Source organism: Marinobacter sp. bablab_jr003, from assembly GCF_016464245.1.
Classification (GTDB): Bacteria; Pseudomonadota; Gammaproteobacteria; order Pseudomonadales; family Oleiphilaceae; genus Marinobacter; species Marinobacter vinifirmus.
In genome coordinates this window covers 290818-304955 of record NZ_JADARC010000119.1, presented here as the reverse complement: position 1 = coordinate 304955, position 14138 = coordinate 290818, and the positions used below count along the sequence as shown (strand labels likewise).

The window sequence follows — 14138 nt, the reverse complement described above, 5'->3', positions numbered from 1 at the left end:
GACCTCCTGAGAATTGCCGGCCATATTATCGGCATCATTCAAAAGGCGTGAGTCGCTGAGCGACGGAAAATCCGTCGCATAGGTAAGCCCATGAAAACCTCCCAGATCAAAACCTTCCTTTCCGTGGTGCGCAACGGCAGCGTAGCCGCCGCTGCCCGGGAGCTGAACCGCAGCCGCACCACGGTCAGCACCGTGCTGGCCTCGCTGGAAGATGAGCTGGGCGTGGAGCTGTTCGAGCGCAGTGGTAACCAGCTGCACCTGACTGCCATTGGCCAGTCCATCCTCACCGACTGCCGGCGTTTCGACCAGGTGGCCGGCCAGATACTGGCCCGCTGCCAGCATCACCTGAGCGGGGCGGAATCGGTACTGCGCATTGCCCGGGACGACTCCATTCCAGAGGACATCTGGCGGGATATCCTGCGCCGGCTGAAACAACGCTTCCCCCAGACCAGCCTCTCGGTGTACCTGGCGTCTCCCCGGGAGCTGCCACCCCTGGTGCGCAACCAGTCAGTAGATGTGGCCTACGGCCTGATGCCGGAGCTGCTCAATGAAGGTTATCAATGGTTTCGGGAACTGGCAGATGTGCGCATGCTCACCGTGGCCGCGCCGGACCATCCCCTCAGCCAGCTGAAACGCGTTACCCAGGACGACCTGATCAGCCACACGGAAATCACCCTGGCCTACATGCAGGATTCGCTGCTGGTGGCCGAATCCCCGGAAACCGCCAATTACCTGGCCTTCACCCAGTACGAACTGATCCGGGATGCGGTGATGGACGGCGCCGGCTGGGCCGACTTGCCGTTACCTTTGATTGCAGAGGCTTTAAGAAAGGAACAGCTACAGACCATCCACCACCGCAGTGCCCGCTGGTGGAAGGTATTCAGTTCACTGGAATCGGAACAGGCGCAAGGGGGCGCCGTGGTGGGCTGGCTCGCCAACGAACTGGAAGCCTATCTGGAAACACTGGCCTAACCGGCAGACTGAGGACCTTCCGGCCACGCCGGGCGAGCATCCGCCGGCGCGCCGTCATCACATTTCCGGCAATCCAGCTCAAACCCCAACATGGATTGCCGCCCCTCTACCGTGACAACCCATGGCCGGTTCACCCAGGGCGGGTCATGGCGCACATGCTGATTATGCCCGCAGGCCAGTTGCGCCACCCAGTGGTTTTCATCGTCTTTGTGATAGCCGGTGATGGGCTGCTTCATGTCAAAACCTCACACCGGCTATCAAACGCTATGCCGGCTTCAGAAACGGAATTCAGGCCCGACGGAGAAGATGTGGATATCCGACTCCAGGTTATCAATGACATCATCACCCACATTCTGCAGGTAATCCCACTCCAGCCGGAGGCCAAAGGACTCGGTGAAGTCGATGGTCGCGCCGGCGCCGGTGCGGAAAGCCAGGCCAGATTCTTGCTCCGAACCGTTAAAGCTCTCAGATAGAACGGTCAGCTTCGCGTCCACATCCTGGCGCCAGAACTGCAAGCCAGCCTTGGCAAATAATCGAACCGGCCCAAACTCAGGTGTAAAGACAAGCAAAGAACTATCAAACATGTGATAGGAGGCATCAATACCAGCGGAAACTACGTCAGGAATTGCGCCTTCTGCGGACGTTTCATCGATATAGCGATAGCCTGCTTCAAATGCCAGATACTTATCGAAGAAACCGCCCGCGTAAAGCCGACCGCTCAACGCAGTGTCATCACAATCAACACCAGACCAGCCGTCACAAAAATCCTTAACCTCAGCCTGTCCCAGACTGATACCCGCATAGCCTTGCTGTGCCAGCGCCATGGAGGCAGAACCAGACAACGCAACACCGGCCACCAGAGAAGCCATCAACTTACCTGTTTTCATCATTTCATCCTTATCAAAGAAGGGTTTAGCCAACGAATAATAAGGATGGTACCTGCGGAGCCGACATAAACCTGCCTTTACTCCGCATATTTTGCAGGATTTTACACAGTGCGTGCCCGCCCGACCCAGGCAGACCACGAGTAAAGCGCCAGCGCTACCCAGATCATCACAAAACTCAGTAACTTTGCGGTACTCAGTGGTTCATGGAAGATATAAAGCGCGATCAGAAACTGGATGGTGGGGTTGATGTACATAAGAAAACCCACGGTGGAGAGCTTCAGCCGCCGGGCGGCACCGGCAAACGCTAACAGGGGAATGGCCGTGACTGCACCACTGGAGAGCAACAGCAGCGTGCTGTAAGCAGACTCGGTAAAGTGCGAAAGATTCTGAAAGGACAACCAGGCCAGCGTCAGCAACCCCAGCGGCAGCAGCAACAGGGTTTCCACAAACAGGCCGGACAGGCCATCGAGTTCCACCTTCTTGCGCAGCAAACCATAGGTACCAAAGCTGAACGCCAGCGCCAGGGTTATCCAGGGCAGCTCGCCCAGCAGGAAGAACTGGTACAGGATGGCAACGCCGGCCATCACAACCGCCACCACCTGCAGGCGGGAAATACGCTCACCGAGTATCAACAAACCCATGGCGACGTTCACCAGGGGCGTAAGAAAGTAGCCCAGGCTGGCCTGCAGCACATGGCGGGTTTCCACGGCGTAGATATAGATACCCCAGTTAGCGGCAATAAACACCGAGCAGCCCAGCACAAAGCCCAGGTTTTTCGGCTGTTTCAGGGCTGCGGTGACTGGCGGCCAGCGCCGAAGCAGGGAAATCACGACCGCCAGGAACAGGCACGACCAGATCACCCGGTGGATGAGCACCTCCCAGGCCGGAATACCCTCAAACAGGGCAAAGTACAGGGGAAAACTGCCCCACATGATGTAGGCCGCCAGGCCATAGGCCACACCCTTGCCGGTTTCCGGCACTGTATTGGTCATAGCAGGTTCATCCGTTCAGGCAGCAGGATTTGTACTTTCGCCCGCTGCCACAGGGGCAGGGCTCGTTACGGCCGGGCTTGAGGGTGCCTTCGCTGGTTTCACCGGCCACGTAGAACCAGTGCCCGCCTTCTTTCACGAAGTCCGAGTGTTCTTCCAGGTATCCCCAACCAGATCCTGTCCGGTAGATGGCCCGAAAATGAACCAGGCCTTTCGCTCCCTGCTCACCGGCACTGAAAATCTGCAAAGCTGTCCACTCGGGAGAGCCGTCCAGTGACAAGCTTTCCGGGCGGGTGTCCGGGTGCCAGGTAGCCAGCAGGTAGTTGCTGTCTCCGGTTACAAAGGCTGTGAAACGCGAGCGCATCAGGGCCTCGGGCGACGGTGCGGGAGCACCGGCATGCCAACGACCACAACAGGCCGAATAAGCGAGGCCACTGCCACAGGGGCAAATCTGGCCGTCATTAGAATCAGACATAGTTAATTACCACAATCGGTATCAAGTTCAGTACAGACAGCCTGTGTATAAAAAGGCCATACTGCAGTGATGACAGGGAACAGTACAAACGAAAACAACGCAATGAAATCAGGTATCCCCTCTCTCAACCTGCCTGCCGATGCAGGCCTTCCTGCCTCCGGGACCACACCGGCGGCCGGGCTTCAGGCTGTACTCGATAACCTTGATGCCCTGGTTTACGTTTCCGACTTCCAGACCCACGAATTGCTGTATATGAACGCCTACGGCCGGCTGGTGCGACTGGAAATTGCCACCGATATCACCCGGCGCAAGCAGATGGAACTGGAACTCCAGGAGGCTCACCAGCAAGCCCGGGCCGCAGCCCTGGAAGACGAGCTGACCGGCCTTCACAACCGCCGCGCCTTCTACGAGTTTGGCGGGCAATTGCTCCGCCACGCCAAGCGCCATGCCAGCCCGCTGGCCATGGTGATGATGGACCTGGACTACTTCAAGCAGGTTAACGACACCTATGGCCACGATGCCGGCGACGAGGTGCTCCGGCAGATCGCCCGGCTGCTGCAGAACCGGGTTCGGGAATCGGACATTGTCGCCAGGCTGGGGGGCGAAGAGTTCGCGCTGCTGCTGCCGGACACCACGATGGGTGAAGCCATCGAACTGACGGAGCGGATGCTTGAAATGCTCAACGAGCTGGTCATCCACCACAAGGGCCGTTCCATTCGCGCCAGCGCCAGCTTTGGCATTACCCGCCTGATTGTCGGCGACCAGACCCTGGAAGACCTGATGCACCGGGCCGACCGGGCACTCTACCAATCCAAGGACCAGGGCCGCGGCCGGGTCAGCACCTGCTCGGACTGACCCCGCTTCCGGTTAACGGCCGCTCGTTATGGCCGCTTGGTGACCGCCATGGTCAGGCGCGAGATGCAGGTTACCTTGCCCTGTTCGTTCTCCAGCCGGATTTCCCACACCTGGGTTGCGCTGCCGATATGCAGGGCACGGGCGGTTCCGTAGACCCAGCCGCCGGTCACCGGGCGGATGTGGTTGGCATTGATATCGAGCCCTACAGCCACGGTGTTCTTGTCTTTCAGGCAACAATTGGCCGCCATGCTGCCCAGCGTTTCCGCCAGCAATACCGACGCGCCCCCATGCAGAATGCCAAACGGCTGAACCGTGCGTTCATCTACCGGCATGCGGCCTTTCACGTGGTCGTCACCGACCTCAAGGTATTCAATGCCCATGTGACTGACGGCAGTTTTCTGGCTGTGTGCCATCATCTGGTCAAGATCGGGGGTTACTGTCCATATTGCCATGGTGGAATTTCTCCGGATTGAACTTTAGGCTCTTATAACTGTCAGCAATGAGTCTATACAGGTAGCATGCTCATAACCAAACCTTTATAAGGCATTTTTGCAGCAAGACCAATCAGACCAAACGCAAACCATACGAGAGGGACCTGAAATGAAGAAAACAAGTTTCGTATCCGCCGCCGCTCTGGCACTGTCTTTCGCCATGCCGGCCAGCGCCCAGATGACGGTTGAAGACCAGATTGAAGCCCGCCAGGCAGCCTACCAGTTCATGTCCTGGAACATGGGCAAGATCAAGGCACAGGCGGTCGATGGCGAGGTTGAGTTCAACGCCGACCAGATGAAAGCCGCAGCCAATGCCATTGCCGCAGTGGCCAACTCCGGCATGGGCGCGCTCTACAGCCCGGATTCCACCCTGGACAAAGCCGAGAACACCCGCCTGAAGCCTGAGTTTTTCGAACAGCCGGAAAAAGCCCGTGAAGTGGGTATGAACTTCGGCCGTGAAGCCAACAAGCTGCAGGAAGTTGCTGCTAGCGGTGATAAAGCCGCCCTGGCGCGCCAGTTTGCTGCCGTGGGCGAGACCTGCAAGGCCTGCCACGACAACTTCCGCGCGAAGTAAGACTGCCCCGGGCTTACCACCCCAAATTCTGGGGTGCTGGCTCCGGTGCCGGTGGCGGCGATACAAAGCTGCCACTGGCACCGACAACCACAATCCCCGCCAGCACCAGCGAAATCACAAACGCTAACGCTCCACCGCCCCGGGCATCTTCCGCCAGACCCTTCTCAACCGGCTTTTTACCGGTGATCATCGGCTTCAGCAGATTGTCTTTCTTCACTTTCGAATACAGCACTACGGCTGCCACATGCAGGATGACCAACCCGTACAAGAACCATTCCGTCAAACGGTGCCAGCTGCTCAGGGTATCGCTCCAGGACGATGACACCAGCGGAGTCAGCGGGCCGTTAAAGGCAATTTCATCGTTGGCGAACAGCCCACTTGCCGCCTGGAAGCCGAACAGGCCGATCAGCGCCAGCACGGAAAGCGCCCCCAGCGGGTTGTGGCCTACCCCCTGCCAGCGTCCGCGCAAATAATCGATGATGGCTCCCGGCCCACGAACAAAGCTGGCAAACCGGGCATAGGTAGAGCCGGTAAAACCCCAGATAATACGAAACGACAACAGCCCGACTACTGCCAGGCCAAAGCGTTCATGCCAGTCAATCGCGCCCGATTTAATACTGATCACGGCACCCACGGCCGCCAGTACCAGCAACCAGTGAAACAGGCGTGTCGGTAAATCCCATAACCGAATGGTTGTCATACGAGTTCCTTATGCTCACAACAGGTTCTGCCTCAAGACAACCGTGAGCATACTAAGTTCCGTTAATGGTGGGCAGACCGGGATCAAATTCCGATAAGGGAGGGGCTCCCGACAGGCGTGTCAGGGAAGCGGCTGTTCCAGGTACTTCAGCACCAGGTTCTCCCGGATGCCTTCACGCTCGATCAGCTTCAGGGCAGCCCGGATATCATCGGCATAGCGAACGGCCGGTGATTGCCCGGACACCACAATCCAGGATCGCTCCCCCGGCACAAAAAACGGTGAGACCCGGGCCTCAATGCCCAGATTCTTTGCGGTATACAGCCCCACCAACTCCGGCGCAACGACCACATCCACCCGGCCCTTCTGCATCATCAGCATCAGGTTTTCGTAATGGGCGGCCGAGGCCCTCATCAATTCCGGGTCTTTATCGAACCGGCTGAAATAACTACCACCTTCCAGTACGCCGATGGTTTTACCATAAAGGTCCTGGTAGCGATCTACACGATTGGCGTCATCCAGGTAGAAAAACAACCGCCGCTCAGGCGGGAAGGCCGGCGCCACAAACTCCATCCACTGCTCCCGCGTGCCGTTACGCACCAGGCCCAGCATCATGTCGATCTCGCCCCGGTGCAACATCAGCTGAAGCCGGCGAAACGGCGCTTCCCGGTATTCGACATCCCAGCCTAGGCGATTGGTCATTTCCTCGAACATATCCAGGTACAGCCCGGTCTTCCGGCCCGGCTCCAGGATCCGGTAAGGTGGCGCGTGATCCACTCCGACCACCACCGTCAACGGCTCCACGGTTTCTGCCCCTTGCTGCGACCATGCAGGCACTGCAGCCAGCACGAACAGGCACAGCATGGCTGCCTTGATGAGCGTTACCTTCATTGCGGACACTTTCCCTGACCCATTGAGCAATATGTAACCAGAGTATAGACACTCCGGGCATCCATTCCCGTCTTGTTGCCGTAATTCCTGTTGAAATTTACATCCCGGGCACCACTACCTGTAGAGTAACGCCCGAACAAACTCCCCAATTCCCGACAGGAGGATCGACCGATATGAAAATTCTGATGGTACTGACATCCCACGACCAGATGGGCGACACCGGCCATAAAACCGGATTCTGGCTGGAAGAATTCACCGCGCCCTTCTACGTATTCAAGGATGCTGGCGCGGATATCACCCTGGCCTCTCCTAAAGGCGGCCAGCCGCCGGTAGACCCTAACAGTGAAGCAGAAGACGCACTCACTGATTCCACCCGACGCTTCATGGCAGATACCCATGCCAAGGAAATGCTGGCCAGCACCAAAAAACTGGCCGACGTGGACATGAACCAGTACGACGCCATTTTCTACCCCGGCGGACACGGTCCACTTTGGGACCTGGCCGAGGACGACAAGTCTGTCGCCCTCATCAAGGCCGCCTACGAGCAGGACAAGGTGATCGGTGCCGTGTGCCACGCCCCCGCCGTATTCAAGAATGTGTTCGTAAAGCCAGACCAGAACATCGTGGGTGGCCGCGAAGTTACCGGCTTCAGCAACACCGAAGAAGAGGCCGTGCAACTCACCAACATCGTGCCCTTCCTGCTGGAAGACATGCTCAAGCAGAACAACGGCCGCTACAGCCGCGGCGATGACTGGGCACCGCACATTGTGGTGGATGGCAAGCTGATTACCGGCCAGAACCCGGCATCTTCAGAAGGGGCCGCCAAGGCTGTGCTGCAGGCGCTGCAGGAAGGCTGACGTCCCGGTTGGGCTGGCGTCCGTCAGCCCAACCTTATTTCCCTCCGTTGAGTACCCGGTAACAACCGTAACCGATCACCACCCCCCAGAAAGCCGACGACAGTCCGAACAGCGATAACCCGGACGCCGTTACCAGAAAGGTAATCAGCGATGCCTCCCGGTGGCTGACCTCCTCCAGTGCCGCAAACAGATTGTTGGCAATGGCACCCAGCAGTGCCAGGCCCGCCAGAACTGCAACAAAGGCCGAAGGTAACGAGGTGAACAAGGCGACGATGGTGCCGGCAAAGACCGCTCCCACCAGATAGAACACACCATTAAATACACCGGCCACATAACGCTTGTCCGGATTTTCGTGGGCATCCTCGCTCGTGCAGATAGCCGCCGTAATCGCCGCCACCACTGTGGTAATGCCCCCAAATAGCGCCATGGGCAGGGACACCAGGCTGGCGACCGCAATCACCGGTTTGGCTTTCACCCGATAGCCGGCACCCCGGAGAATCGCCATGCCGGGCAGGAACTGGCCTGTCAGGCTGACCAGCACCAGGGGAATGGCCAGGCTCAGGGTAGCGCCGAAGCTCCATTCCGGCGTGATGAACTTCGGCACCGCCAAGCCCAGGCTAACGCCGGCCAGCGACGCATCTTCCAGCACCACCGCCAGGATGACCCCGGCAAACAGCAAAAGCACCAGGGTGTATTTGGGGGTAAAGCGACGGAAGGCCACATAGGCGACCAGCATGCCGATGGCCAGTGCCGGCGTGGTTTCAATGGCAGCGAAAGCCCCGAGACCGAACTGAAACAGGATGCCCGCCATCATGCCCGCTGCCACACCCTTCGGGATGGCACGCACAAAGGCATCAAAGGTACCCGAAACACCAATGAAAAAGATAATCAGCGCGGCGGTGATATAAGCACCTACCGCTTCGTTGAGGGATAGCTCCGGAAACAGCACCACCAACAGAGCTGTGCCCGGTGCCGACCAGGCGGTCACCACTGGCGCCCGAAGCCAGATCGACAGGAAGATTCCGGAAACCGCCGCCCCCATGGAGATGGCCCAGACCCAGGAGGTCATCATCTCCGGTGACAAATCCGCCGCCGCGCCGGCCTGGAAGAAAATCGCCAAAGGCCCGGCATAGGACACCAGTACCGCCAGAAACCCTGCGGCAACCGCAGACACAGACAAGTCCCGAAACAGCTGGGGCATATTCAGCTCCTTGTTATTGAGTTCTGTTTGAGCCATGTAACAGCAAAAAAGCCCCGGTCACTGTGGTGCCGGGGCAAAGAGGGGTCCGAATGACTGACTGTCTCCCTCAGGTCACATCAACGCTGATTTCTTAATTACTGGTTGCCAGGCTCACCTCTGCGTTCTCACGCGCTGGCGCCGAGGCGAACCTCCGGCCCACCAGGGCAATGGCAACAGTGGCAATGGCACCGGGGATAGCGAGGGCCAGGAAATTCATCTGGTGCGGCAATGCCAGGGCCAGCAAGGTACCACCAATAATTGGTCCGACAATGGCTCCATTACGGCCGATGCCCGATGCCCAGCCCAACCCGGTTGAGCGAATATTCGTCGGGTAATACTGGGCCACGTAAGCGTACAGCAAAATCTGGGAGCCAATGGTGGTCGCGCCGGCAATGCCCATCAGGGTATACAGGAACCACATCGGGCTCTCGTAGCCCAGCATTACCAGTGATACCGATGCCAGAATAAAGAAAGTAACCAGCACCGTGCGCAGCGACAACCGGTCTGCCAGCCAGCCGCCACCAACCGCACCGAAAATCGCACCAATATTCAGAACCATCAAAAACATCAGACTGGAGCTCAGCTCATATCCGGCCAGGGACATCAGCTTGGGCAACCAGGAGCCCAGGGCATAGACCATCAACAGACAGCAGAAGAAGGCAATCCAGAACATCGCGGTGCTGAAGGCACGGCCGCCCCGGAACAATTCCAGAACCGGCGCCTTGCTCACGGTAGTCAGCGGCACAGAGAGGGTATCCATCTCGCTGATCTGGCGCACCGGTGCCACTTTCTGCAGAATGCTACGGGCCTCCCCTTCGCGCTTCTGCGCCATCAGAAACGCCACAGACTCCGGCAGGAACTTCATTATCAGCGGCAACATCAGCAGCGGGACGACTGCAAGGTAGAACATGATTTCCCAACCGAAGTTAGGAACAATCCAGATACCCAGGCCAGCCGACATCATGCCGCCCACCGCGTAACCGGAAAACATCAGGGCAACCAGGGTGCTGCGGCTTTTCTGGGGTGAATACTCGCTCATCAGCGAGACCACGTTGGGCATAACCCCGCCAATGCCGAGGCCGGCAATAAAGCGCAGAATGCCGAACTGCCAAGGCGTGGTGGCAAAGCCGTTAATCACGGTGGTGAGGCTGAACAGCACCACACACATCAGGATGGTTTTCTTGCGCCCGAGCTGGTCGGACAACATGCCGAAGCCCATAGCACCGAACATCATCCCGAACAGGGCACTGCTACCCAGAAGTCCGGCCACGTACGGGCTCAGGTTCCACTGCTCCATCAGCAGCGGCAGTACCACCCCGTAGATCACCAGGTCATAACCATCAAAGATGATGATCAGGGTACACCAGAACAACACTTGCCAGTGGAATCTGGTAAAGGTGGCGTTATCGATAACGTCGTTGACGTCTATGTTTCTCATCGGTCTGTTTCTCCACGTCTTGTTTTTGTCGGAGGTTGGGTTGGTTGCCCGTCAGCCGCAGTCGCCCCCGGCCACGGGCAGGATGGTTCCGGTGATGTAATTGGCAGCATCAGAAGCAAGGAACAGGATTGGCTGCGCCTGCTCATCGAGGGTGCCGTAGCGGTGCATGAAGCTGGTGGCGTTGGTCTGGTCGATCAGGGTCTGATACCAGGCCTGTTCCCGCTCGCCCTGCTGCTCGGTGTTGCGGGGCGTCAGTCGGGGCGGTGCTTCAGTCCCACCCGGGGCTGTAGCGTTCACGCGAATTCCGTGCTCGGCGTATTCAAAAGCCAGGTTTACGGTCATGGCGTTAACGCCGCCCTTGGCGGCGCCGTAGGGCACCCGCATCAGACCACGGGTCGCCACAGACGAGACGTTCACAATGGCACCGCCCTTCTGTTCCACCATGTAAGGCAGCACCGCCCGGCAGCACCACAGGGTCGGGAACAACGAGCGCTGGATTTCCTTCTGGATCTGTTCCGGCTGGTAATGCTCGAACGGCTGGGCCCAGATGGTGCCGCCCACGTTGTTGACCAGGATGTCGATGCGGCCATACTGCTCATGGGCCTTGGCCATCACCATTTCCGCACCTTCCCAAGTTTCCAGGTTGGCCTGCACGGCCAGGGCTTCAGAGCCCTGGTCGCGCAACTCGGCTGCAACGCCCTGCACGTAGTCCGCGATGTCCACCAGTACCAGGCGGGCACCTTCGGCGGCGGCCAGTTCGGCCACTCGCCGGCCAATGCCCTGGGCAGCACCGGCGACCACCATCACCTTGCCGGTGAAACGCGGGGTCATGCCACTTTCTCCTCAACGGCGGATACGCTCGGGGTGAACTTCTCGTAGTGGAAGGAGTTGGGCACGATACCCTGCTCCCGGAAGTAACCCAGTACCGCGTCGACCATCGGAGGCGGGCCACACAGATACACATCTACATCACCATCGTTGATGGGTGCGTTTTCCATGTGGTTGGTGACATAGCCCTTGCGGGGATGGGTGCTTTCGTCGCTGGCCACTACCGTCTTGAAGCTGAAGTTTTCAATCTCTTCGGCAAACTTTTCGAGGGCTTCCAGCCCCACCAGGTCGTCGTCGTTGGTCACGCCGTAGATCATGTGAGTGGGCTGGTCGCAGCCTTTTTCCTTCAGGCTTTCGAGCATGGCCAGGAACGGAGCCAGGCCGGTACCACCGGCCAGCATCAGCACGGGGCGCTGAACCGAGCGCAGGTAGAACACACCCATGGGGCCGGTCAGGGTCACCTTGTCGCCGGTCTTGGCCTTGCCCACCAGCCAGGAGCTCATCAGGCCGCCGGGCACGTTGCGGATCAGGAAGCTCAACTCGCGGCTGCCCGGTCGGGAGCTGAACGAGTAAGCACGGGTTTCCTCGGTGCCGGGCACCTGGATGTTCACGTACTGGCCCGGCAGGAAGCCGATGTCGGCGTCTGCGGTAACCTTGAGTTCGATGGCGGTGGGGGAAATCAGGTTGACCTCACCCACGGTGCCGGTCACGGCCTCGTTACCGGCCTTGCTGCACAGGGACGCGGCCGCCGGAATCTCGACCACACAGTCGCTGGAGGGCACCATCTGGCAGGTCAGCACCATGCCCTGTTCGGCTTCCTCGTCAGACAGTGCCTCGTCGATGTACTCGTCGCCCATGTCGAACTCGCCCTGGTGGCAGGAACCCTTACAGGTTCCGCAGACACCGTCGGAGCAGTCCATTGGCAGGTTGATCTGGGCCCGGTAGGCGGCGTCTAGAACGGTTTCACCTTCGTTGCAGGTGATCACCCGGGTAACGCCGTCTTCAAAATTAAGCGCGATGTTGTAACTCATGATCATGCTCTCCCCATCAATTACAGGTGATAGATATCAATCACCTGATTGATGTAATCGTTGCTCAGAACCACCTTCTTCTCGGTAATCAGCGGCTGCTCGCCGCTGCAGTCCAGGGTGTAGAAAGACACGCCGAAGAAGGACTGGGTCTTGTGATAACGGTGGCTGTTGGTCTGCCAGTTGAACCGCAGCTTCACGGTGTCACCGTCCCGCTCCAGGATTTCCAGGTTGCTGGTCAGGTGCACGGTGCGCGGCTCGGGAATAGAGCTGGCACCGGAGCGCTCGGTCTTCAACCGGTAGACGCGATCTTCCAGACCGTTACGGTTCGGGTAGTAGATCAGTGAAATCTCGGTCTGCGGATCTTCGGTCAACTCGTTGTCATCGTCCCAGGCTGGCATCCAGTAGGTGACGTCCTCGTGGTAGCACTTCAGCCACTCATCCCACTGCCGATCATCCAGCAGGCGGGCTTCCCGGTAGACAAAGGCCTGGATCTGCTCGTATGACATGCTCATGCGGAAGCCTCCTCGGTCAGGGAAATAAAGCGGGCGCGCTCGGTATCAATCGCCTTGGTCATCTCTTCCACCCAATGCTGGTGGTGCGTCACGTACAGGCCTTCATCTTCCGGCTTGGCGCCACTGAGGATTGGCTTCAGATTGATACCCTTGGCCCAGTCGTCCGCGCCTTCAATCCAGTGCTGGGCGCCACGGCTCATGTCGTTCCATTTGGTACCCTTGGCGTAGTAGCCCTCCTGGCAAGCGCGGAACTCTTCCAGGTCATCCGGCGTGCCCATGCCGGACACGTTGAAGAAGTCTTCGTACTGGCGGATGCGCTTGGCGCGGTTTTCGGCGGATTCACCCTTGGGTGCCCAGCAGTAGATGGTGATCTCGGTCTTGTTGACGTCGATCGGGCGCAGCACCCGGATCTGGGTGGAGAACTGGTCCATCACGTAGACGTTCGGGTACAGGCACAGGTTCTTGGTGGTGCGCACGATGAAGTCGGCCTTCGCCTCACCCACTTCCTTTTCCAGGCGCTCCAGCTGGTTGTATACCGGGCGTACTTCCGGGTTGGTCAGGCGGGTCCACAGCATCATGTGGCCGTTCTCGAAGGAGTAGAAGCCGCCTTCGTTGGACCAGCTCTTGGCGTCTACTGCCTCGGTGCCGCCTTTCTCGTAGTTGCGCTGGCCCATGGTAGACAGGTAGTTCCAGTGCACGGTGCTTACGTGGTAGCCGTCCGCGCCGTTTTCGGCAGTCAGCTTCCAGTTACCCTCGTAGGTATAGGTGGACGCGCCGCGCAGGATCTCCAGGCCTTCCGGCGCCTGGTCAACGATGGCATCGAGCACCTTGGTGGTTTCACCCAGGTACTCTTCCAGCGGCAATACGTCAGAGTTCAGGCTGCCGAACAGGAAGCCGCGGTAGTTTTCGAACTTCGGTAGCTGTTTCAGGTCGTGGGAACCGTCAACGTTGAAGCTTTCCGGGTAACCGCCCTTCTTCTGGTCCTTGGCCTTCAGCAGCTTGCCGTCATTCTTGAAGGTCCAGCCGTGGAACGGGCAGGTGAAGGAGGTCTTGTTGCCGCGCTTTTTGCGGCACAGGGTGGCACCACGGTGGGTACAGGTGTTCAGAATCGCCTTGAGCTCGCCATCCTTGGTCCGGGTGATGATCACCGGCTGACGACCCACCATGGTGGTGTAGTAGTCGCCCGGATTCTCGATCTGGCTCTCATGGGCCAGGAAAATCCAGTTGCCTTCGAAGATGTGTTTCATCTCCAGCTCAAACAGCTCTTCGTCGGTGAAGATGCTGCGGTCACAGCGGTAGTGGCCAGTCTGTGCATCGGCTTCCACCGCGTTGCGGATCGTTTTCTCAAGTCGGTCGAGTTGGCGAGTCATGTTCGTCACTCCATTTTGTTGTTGTGAAAAC

17 protein-coding genes are annotated in these 14138 nt (G+C 58.7%); 4 read left to right on the top strand and 13 right to left on the bottom strand.

What is annotated here, in order from left to right; genetic code table 11:
* Positions 1-90: 90 nt before the first annotated feature.
* Entirely contained in the window at positions 91-972 is an 882-nt protein-coding gene (locus H3Z84_RS13640) for a LysR family transcriptional regulator (protein ID WP_199457823.1), read from the top strand.
* Here the strand turns inward: H3Z84_RS13640 and H3Z84_RS13635 are convergent.
* From H3Z84_RS13635 to H3Z84_RS13620, 4 genes are all read right to left on the bottom strand, one after another.
* Positions 969-1208: a DUF3565 domain-containing protein gene (locus H3Z84_RS13635; protein ID WP_199457822.1), complete on the bottom strand. Its 240-nt coding sequence runs from the start codon at positions 1206-1208 to the stop codon at positions 969-971. The genes H3Z84_RS13640 and H3Z84_RS13635 overlap by 4 nt on opposite strands.
* 39 nt (positions 1209-1247) lie before the next feature.
* Complete coding sequence (locus H3Z84_RS13630) at positions 1248-1859, bottom strand: outer membrane beta-barrel protein (protein WP_199457821.1); 612 nt, start codon at positions 1857-1859, stop codon at positions 1248-1250.
* A gap of 101 nt (positions 1860-1960) precedes the next feature.
* The gene (gene rarD, locus H3Z84_RS13625; protein ID WP_199457820.1) at positions 1961-2851 is read right to left on the bottom strand and encodes an EamA family transporter RarD; all 891 of its coding nucleotides are present in this window, start codon (positions 2849-2851) and stop codon (positions 1961-1963) included.
* Between the two features lie 7 nt (positions 2852-2858).
* Entirely contained in the window at positions 2859-3323 is a 465-nt protein-coding gene (locus tag H3Z84_RS13620; RefSeq protein WP_199457819.1) for a YchJ family protein, read from the bottom strand.
* Between the two features lie 102 nt (positions 3324-3425).
* Here H3Z84_RS13620 and H3Z84_RS13615 point away from each other — a divergent pair, with 102 nt between their 5' ends.
* Positions 3426-4178 (top strand): GGDEF domain-containing protein, encoded by a 753-nt coding sequence (locus tag H3Z84_RS13615; RefSeq protein WP_199457818.1) that lies wholly within the window; start codon positions 3426-3428, stop codon positions 4176-4178.
* Between the two features lie 26 nt (positions 4179-4204).
* Here the strand turns inward: H3Z84_RS13615 and H3Z84_RS13610 are convergent, their stop codons facing one another.
* Positions 4205-4630: a hotdog fold thioesterase gene (locus tag H3Z84_RS13610; RefSeq protein WP_199457817.1), complete on the bottom strand. Its 426-nt coding sequence runs from the start codon at positions 4628-4630 to the stop codon at positions 4205-4207.
* A 148-nt stretch (positions 4631-4778) separates the two neighbouring features.
* On the opposite strand from H3Z84_RS13610, the gene H3Z84_RS13605 reads away from it, so the two are divergent.
* Positions 4779-5243: a c-type cytochrome gene (locus H3Z84_RS13605; RefSeq protein WP_058342340.1), complete on the top strand. Its 465-nt coding sequence runs from the start codon at positions 4779-4781 to the stop codon at positions 5241-5243.
* 13 nt (positions 5244-5256) lie between these two features.
* On the opposite strand, the gene H3Z84_RS13600 is transcribed toward H3Z84_RS13605, so the two are convergent.
* Together H3Z84_RS13600 and H3Z84_RS13595 are read right to left on the bottom strand one after the other, a co-directional pair.
* Positions 5257-5943, bottom strand: a complete 687-nt coding sequence (locus H3Z84_RS13600; RefSeq protein WP_199457816.1) for a cytochrome b/b6 domain-containing protein — start codon at positions 5941-5943, stop codon at positions 5257-5259.
* Positions 5944-6063: 120 nt separating this feature from the next.
* Positions 6064-6831: a substrate-binding periplasmic protein gene (locus H3Z84_RS13595; RefSeq protein WP_228285855.1), complete on the bottom strand. Its 768-nt coding sequence runs from the start codon at positions 6829-6831 to the stop codon at positions 6064-6066.
* Between the two features lie 173 nt (positions 6832-7004).
* Here H3Z84_RS13595 and H3Z84_RS13590 point away from each other — a divergent pair, with 173 nt between their 5' ends.
* Positions 7005-7688 (top strand): type 1 glutamine amidotransferase domain-containing protein, encoded by a 684-nt coding sequence (locus H3Z84_RS13590; protein ID WP_199457815.1) that lies wholly within the window; start codon positions 7005-7007, stop codon positions 7686-7688.
* Positions 7689-7722: 34 nt separating this feature from the next.
* Here the strand turns inward: H3Z84_RS13590 and H3Z84_RS13585 are convergent, their stop codons facing one another.
* From H3Z84_RS13585 to H3Z84_RS13560, 6 genes are all read right to left on the bottom strand, one after another.
* The gene (locus H3Z84_RS13585; RefSeq protein WP_199457814.1) at positions 7723-8889 is read right to left on the bottom strand and encodes a benzoate/H(+) symporter BenE family transporter; all 1167 of its coding nucleotides are present in this window, start codon (positions 8887-8889) and stop codon (positions 7723-7725) included.
* Positions 8890-9019: 130 nt separating this feature from the next.
* The gene (locus H3Z84_RS13580; RefSeq protein WP_199457813.1) at positions 9020-10366 is read right to left on the bottom strand and encodes an MFS transporter; all 1347 of its coding nucleotides are present in this window, start codon (positions 10364-10366) and stop codon (positions 9020-9022) included.
* A 51-nt stretch (positions 10367-10417) separates the two neighbouring features.
* Complete coding sequence (benD, locus tag H3Z84_RS13575) at positions 10418-11197, bottom strand: benzoate diol dehydrogenase BenD (RefSeq protein ID WP_199457812.1); 780 nt, start codon at positions 11195-11197, stop codon at positions 10418-10420.
* Complete coding sequence (gene benC / locus H3Z84_RS13570; protein ID WP_199457811.1) at positions 11194-12225, bottom strand: benzoate 1,2-dioxygenase electron transfer component BenC; 1032 nt, start codon at positions 12223-12225, stop codon at positions 11194-11196. The genes benD and benC overlap by 4 nt, the downstream gene beginning before the upstream one ends.
* A 20-nt stretch (positions 12226-12245) precedes the next feature.
* Complete coding sequence (gene benB / locus H3Z84_RS13565) at positions 12246-12737, bottom strand: benzoate 1,2-dioxygenase small subunit (RefSeq protein ID WP_022990607.1); 492 nt, start codon at positions 12735-12737, stop codon at positions 12246-12248.
* Entirely contained in the window at positions 12734-14107 is a 1374-nt protein-coding gene (locus H3Z84_RS13560) for a Rieske 2Fe-2S domain-containing protein (RefSeq protein WP_199457810.1), read from the bottom strand. Before H3Z84_RS13560 ends, benB begins: the two co-directional genes overlap by 4 nt.
* Between the last annotated feature and the right edge of the window lie 31 nt (positions 14108-14138).

Excerpts from the sequence above, each read along its gene's own strand:
- H3Z84_RS13640 (WP_199457823.1), top strand. The coding sequence starts at position 91 with ATGAAAACCTCCCAGATCAAAACCTTCCTTTCCGTGGTGCGCAACGGC.
- H3Z84_RS13635 (WP_199457822.1), bottom strand. The coding sequence starts at position 1,208 with ATGAAGCAGCCCATCACCGGCTATCACAAAGACGATGAAAACCACTGG.
- H3Z84_RS13630 (WP_199457821.1), bottom strand. The coding sequence starts at position 1,859 with ATGAAAACAGGTAAGTTGATGGCTTCTCTGGTGGCCGGTGTTGCGTTG.
- rarD (WP_199457820.1), bottom strand. The coding sequence starts at position 2,851 with ATGACCAATACAGTGCCGGAAACCGGCAAGGGTGTGGCCTATGGCCTG.
- H3Z84_RS13620 (WP_199457819.1), bottom strand. The coding sequence starts at position 3,323 with ATGTCTGATTCTAATGACGGCCAGATTTGCCCCTGTGGCAGTGGCCTC.
- H3Z84_RS13615 (WP_199457818.1), top strand. The coding sequence starts at position 3,426 with ATGAAATCAGGTATCCCCTCTCTCAACCTGCCTGCCGATGCAGGCCTT.
- H3Z84_RS13610 (WP_199457817.1), bottom strand. The coding sequence starts at position 4,630 with ATGGCAATATGGACAGTAACCCCCGATCTTGACCAGATGATGGCACAC.
- H3Z84_RS13605 (WP_058342340.1), top strand. The coding sequence starts at position 4,779 with ATGAAGAAAACAAGTTTCGTATCCGCCGCCGCTCTGGCACTGTCTTTC.
- H3Z84_RS13600 (WP_199457816.1), bottom strand. The coding sequence starts at position 5,943 with ATGACAACCATTCGGTTATGGGATTTACCGACACGCCTGTTTCACTGG.
- H3Z84_RS13595 (WP_228285855.1), bottom strand. The coding sequence starts at position 6,831 with ATGAAGGTAACGCTCATCAAGGCAGCCATGCTGTGCCTGTTCGTGCTG.
- H3Z84_RS13590 (WP_199457815.1), top strand. The coding sequence starts at position 7,005 with ATGAAAATTCTGATGGTACTGACATCCCACGACCAGATGGGCGACACC.
- H3Z84_RS13585 (WP_199457814.1), bottom strand. The coding sequence starts at position 8,889 with ATGCCCCAGCTGTTTCGGGACTTGTCTGTGTCTGCGGTTGCCGCAGGG.
- H3Z84_RS13580 (WP_199457813.1), bottom strand. The coding sequence starts at position 10,366 with ATGAGAAACATAGACGTCAACGACGTTATCGATAACGCCACCTTTACC.
- benD (WP_199457812.1), bottom strand. The coding sequence starts at position 11,197 with ATGACCCCGCGTTTCACCGGCAAGGTGATGGTGGTCGCCGGTGCTGCC.
- benC (WP_199457811.1), bottom strand. The coding sequence starts at position 12,225 with ATGAGTTACAACATCGCGCTTAATTTTGAAGACGGCGTTACCCGGGTG.
- benB (WP_022990607.1), bottom strand. The coding sequence starts at position 12,737 with ATGAGCATGTCATACGAGCAGATCCAGGCCTTTGTCTACCGGGAAGCC.
- H3Z84_RS13560 (WP_199457810.1), bottom strand. The coding sequence starts at position 14,107 with ATGACTCGCCAACTCGACCGACTTGAGAAAACGATCCGCAACGCGGTG.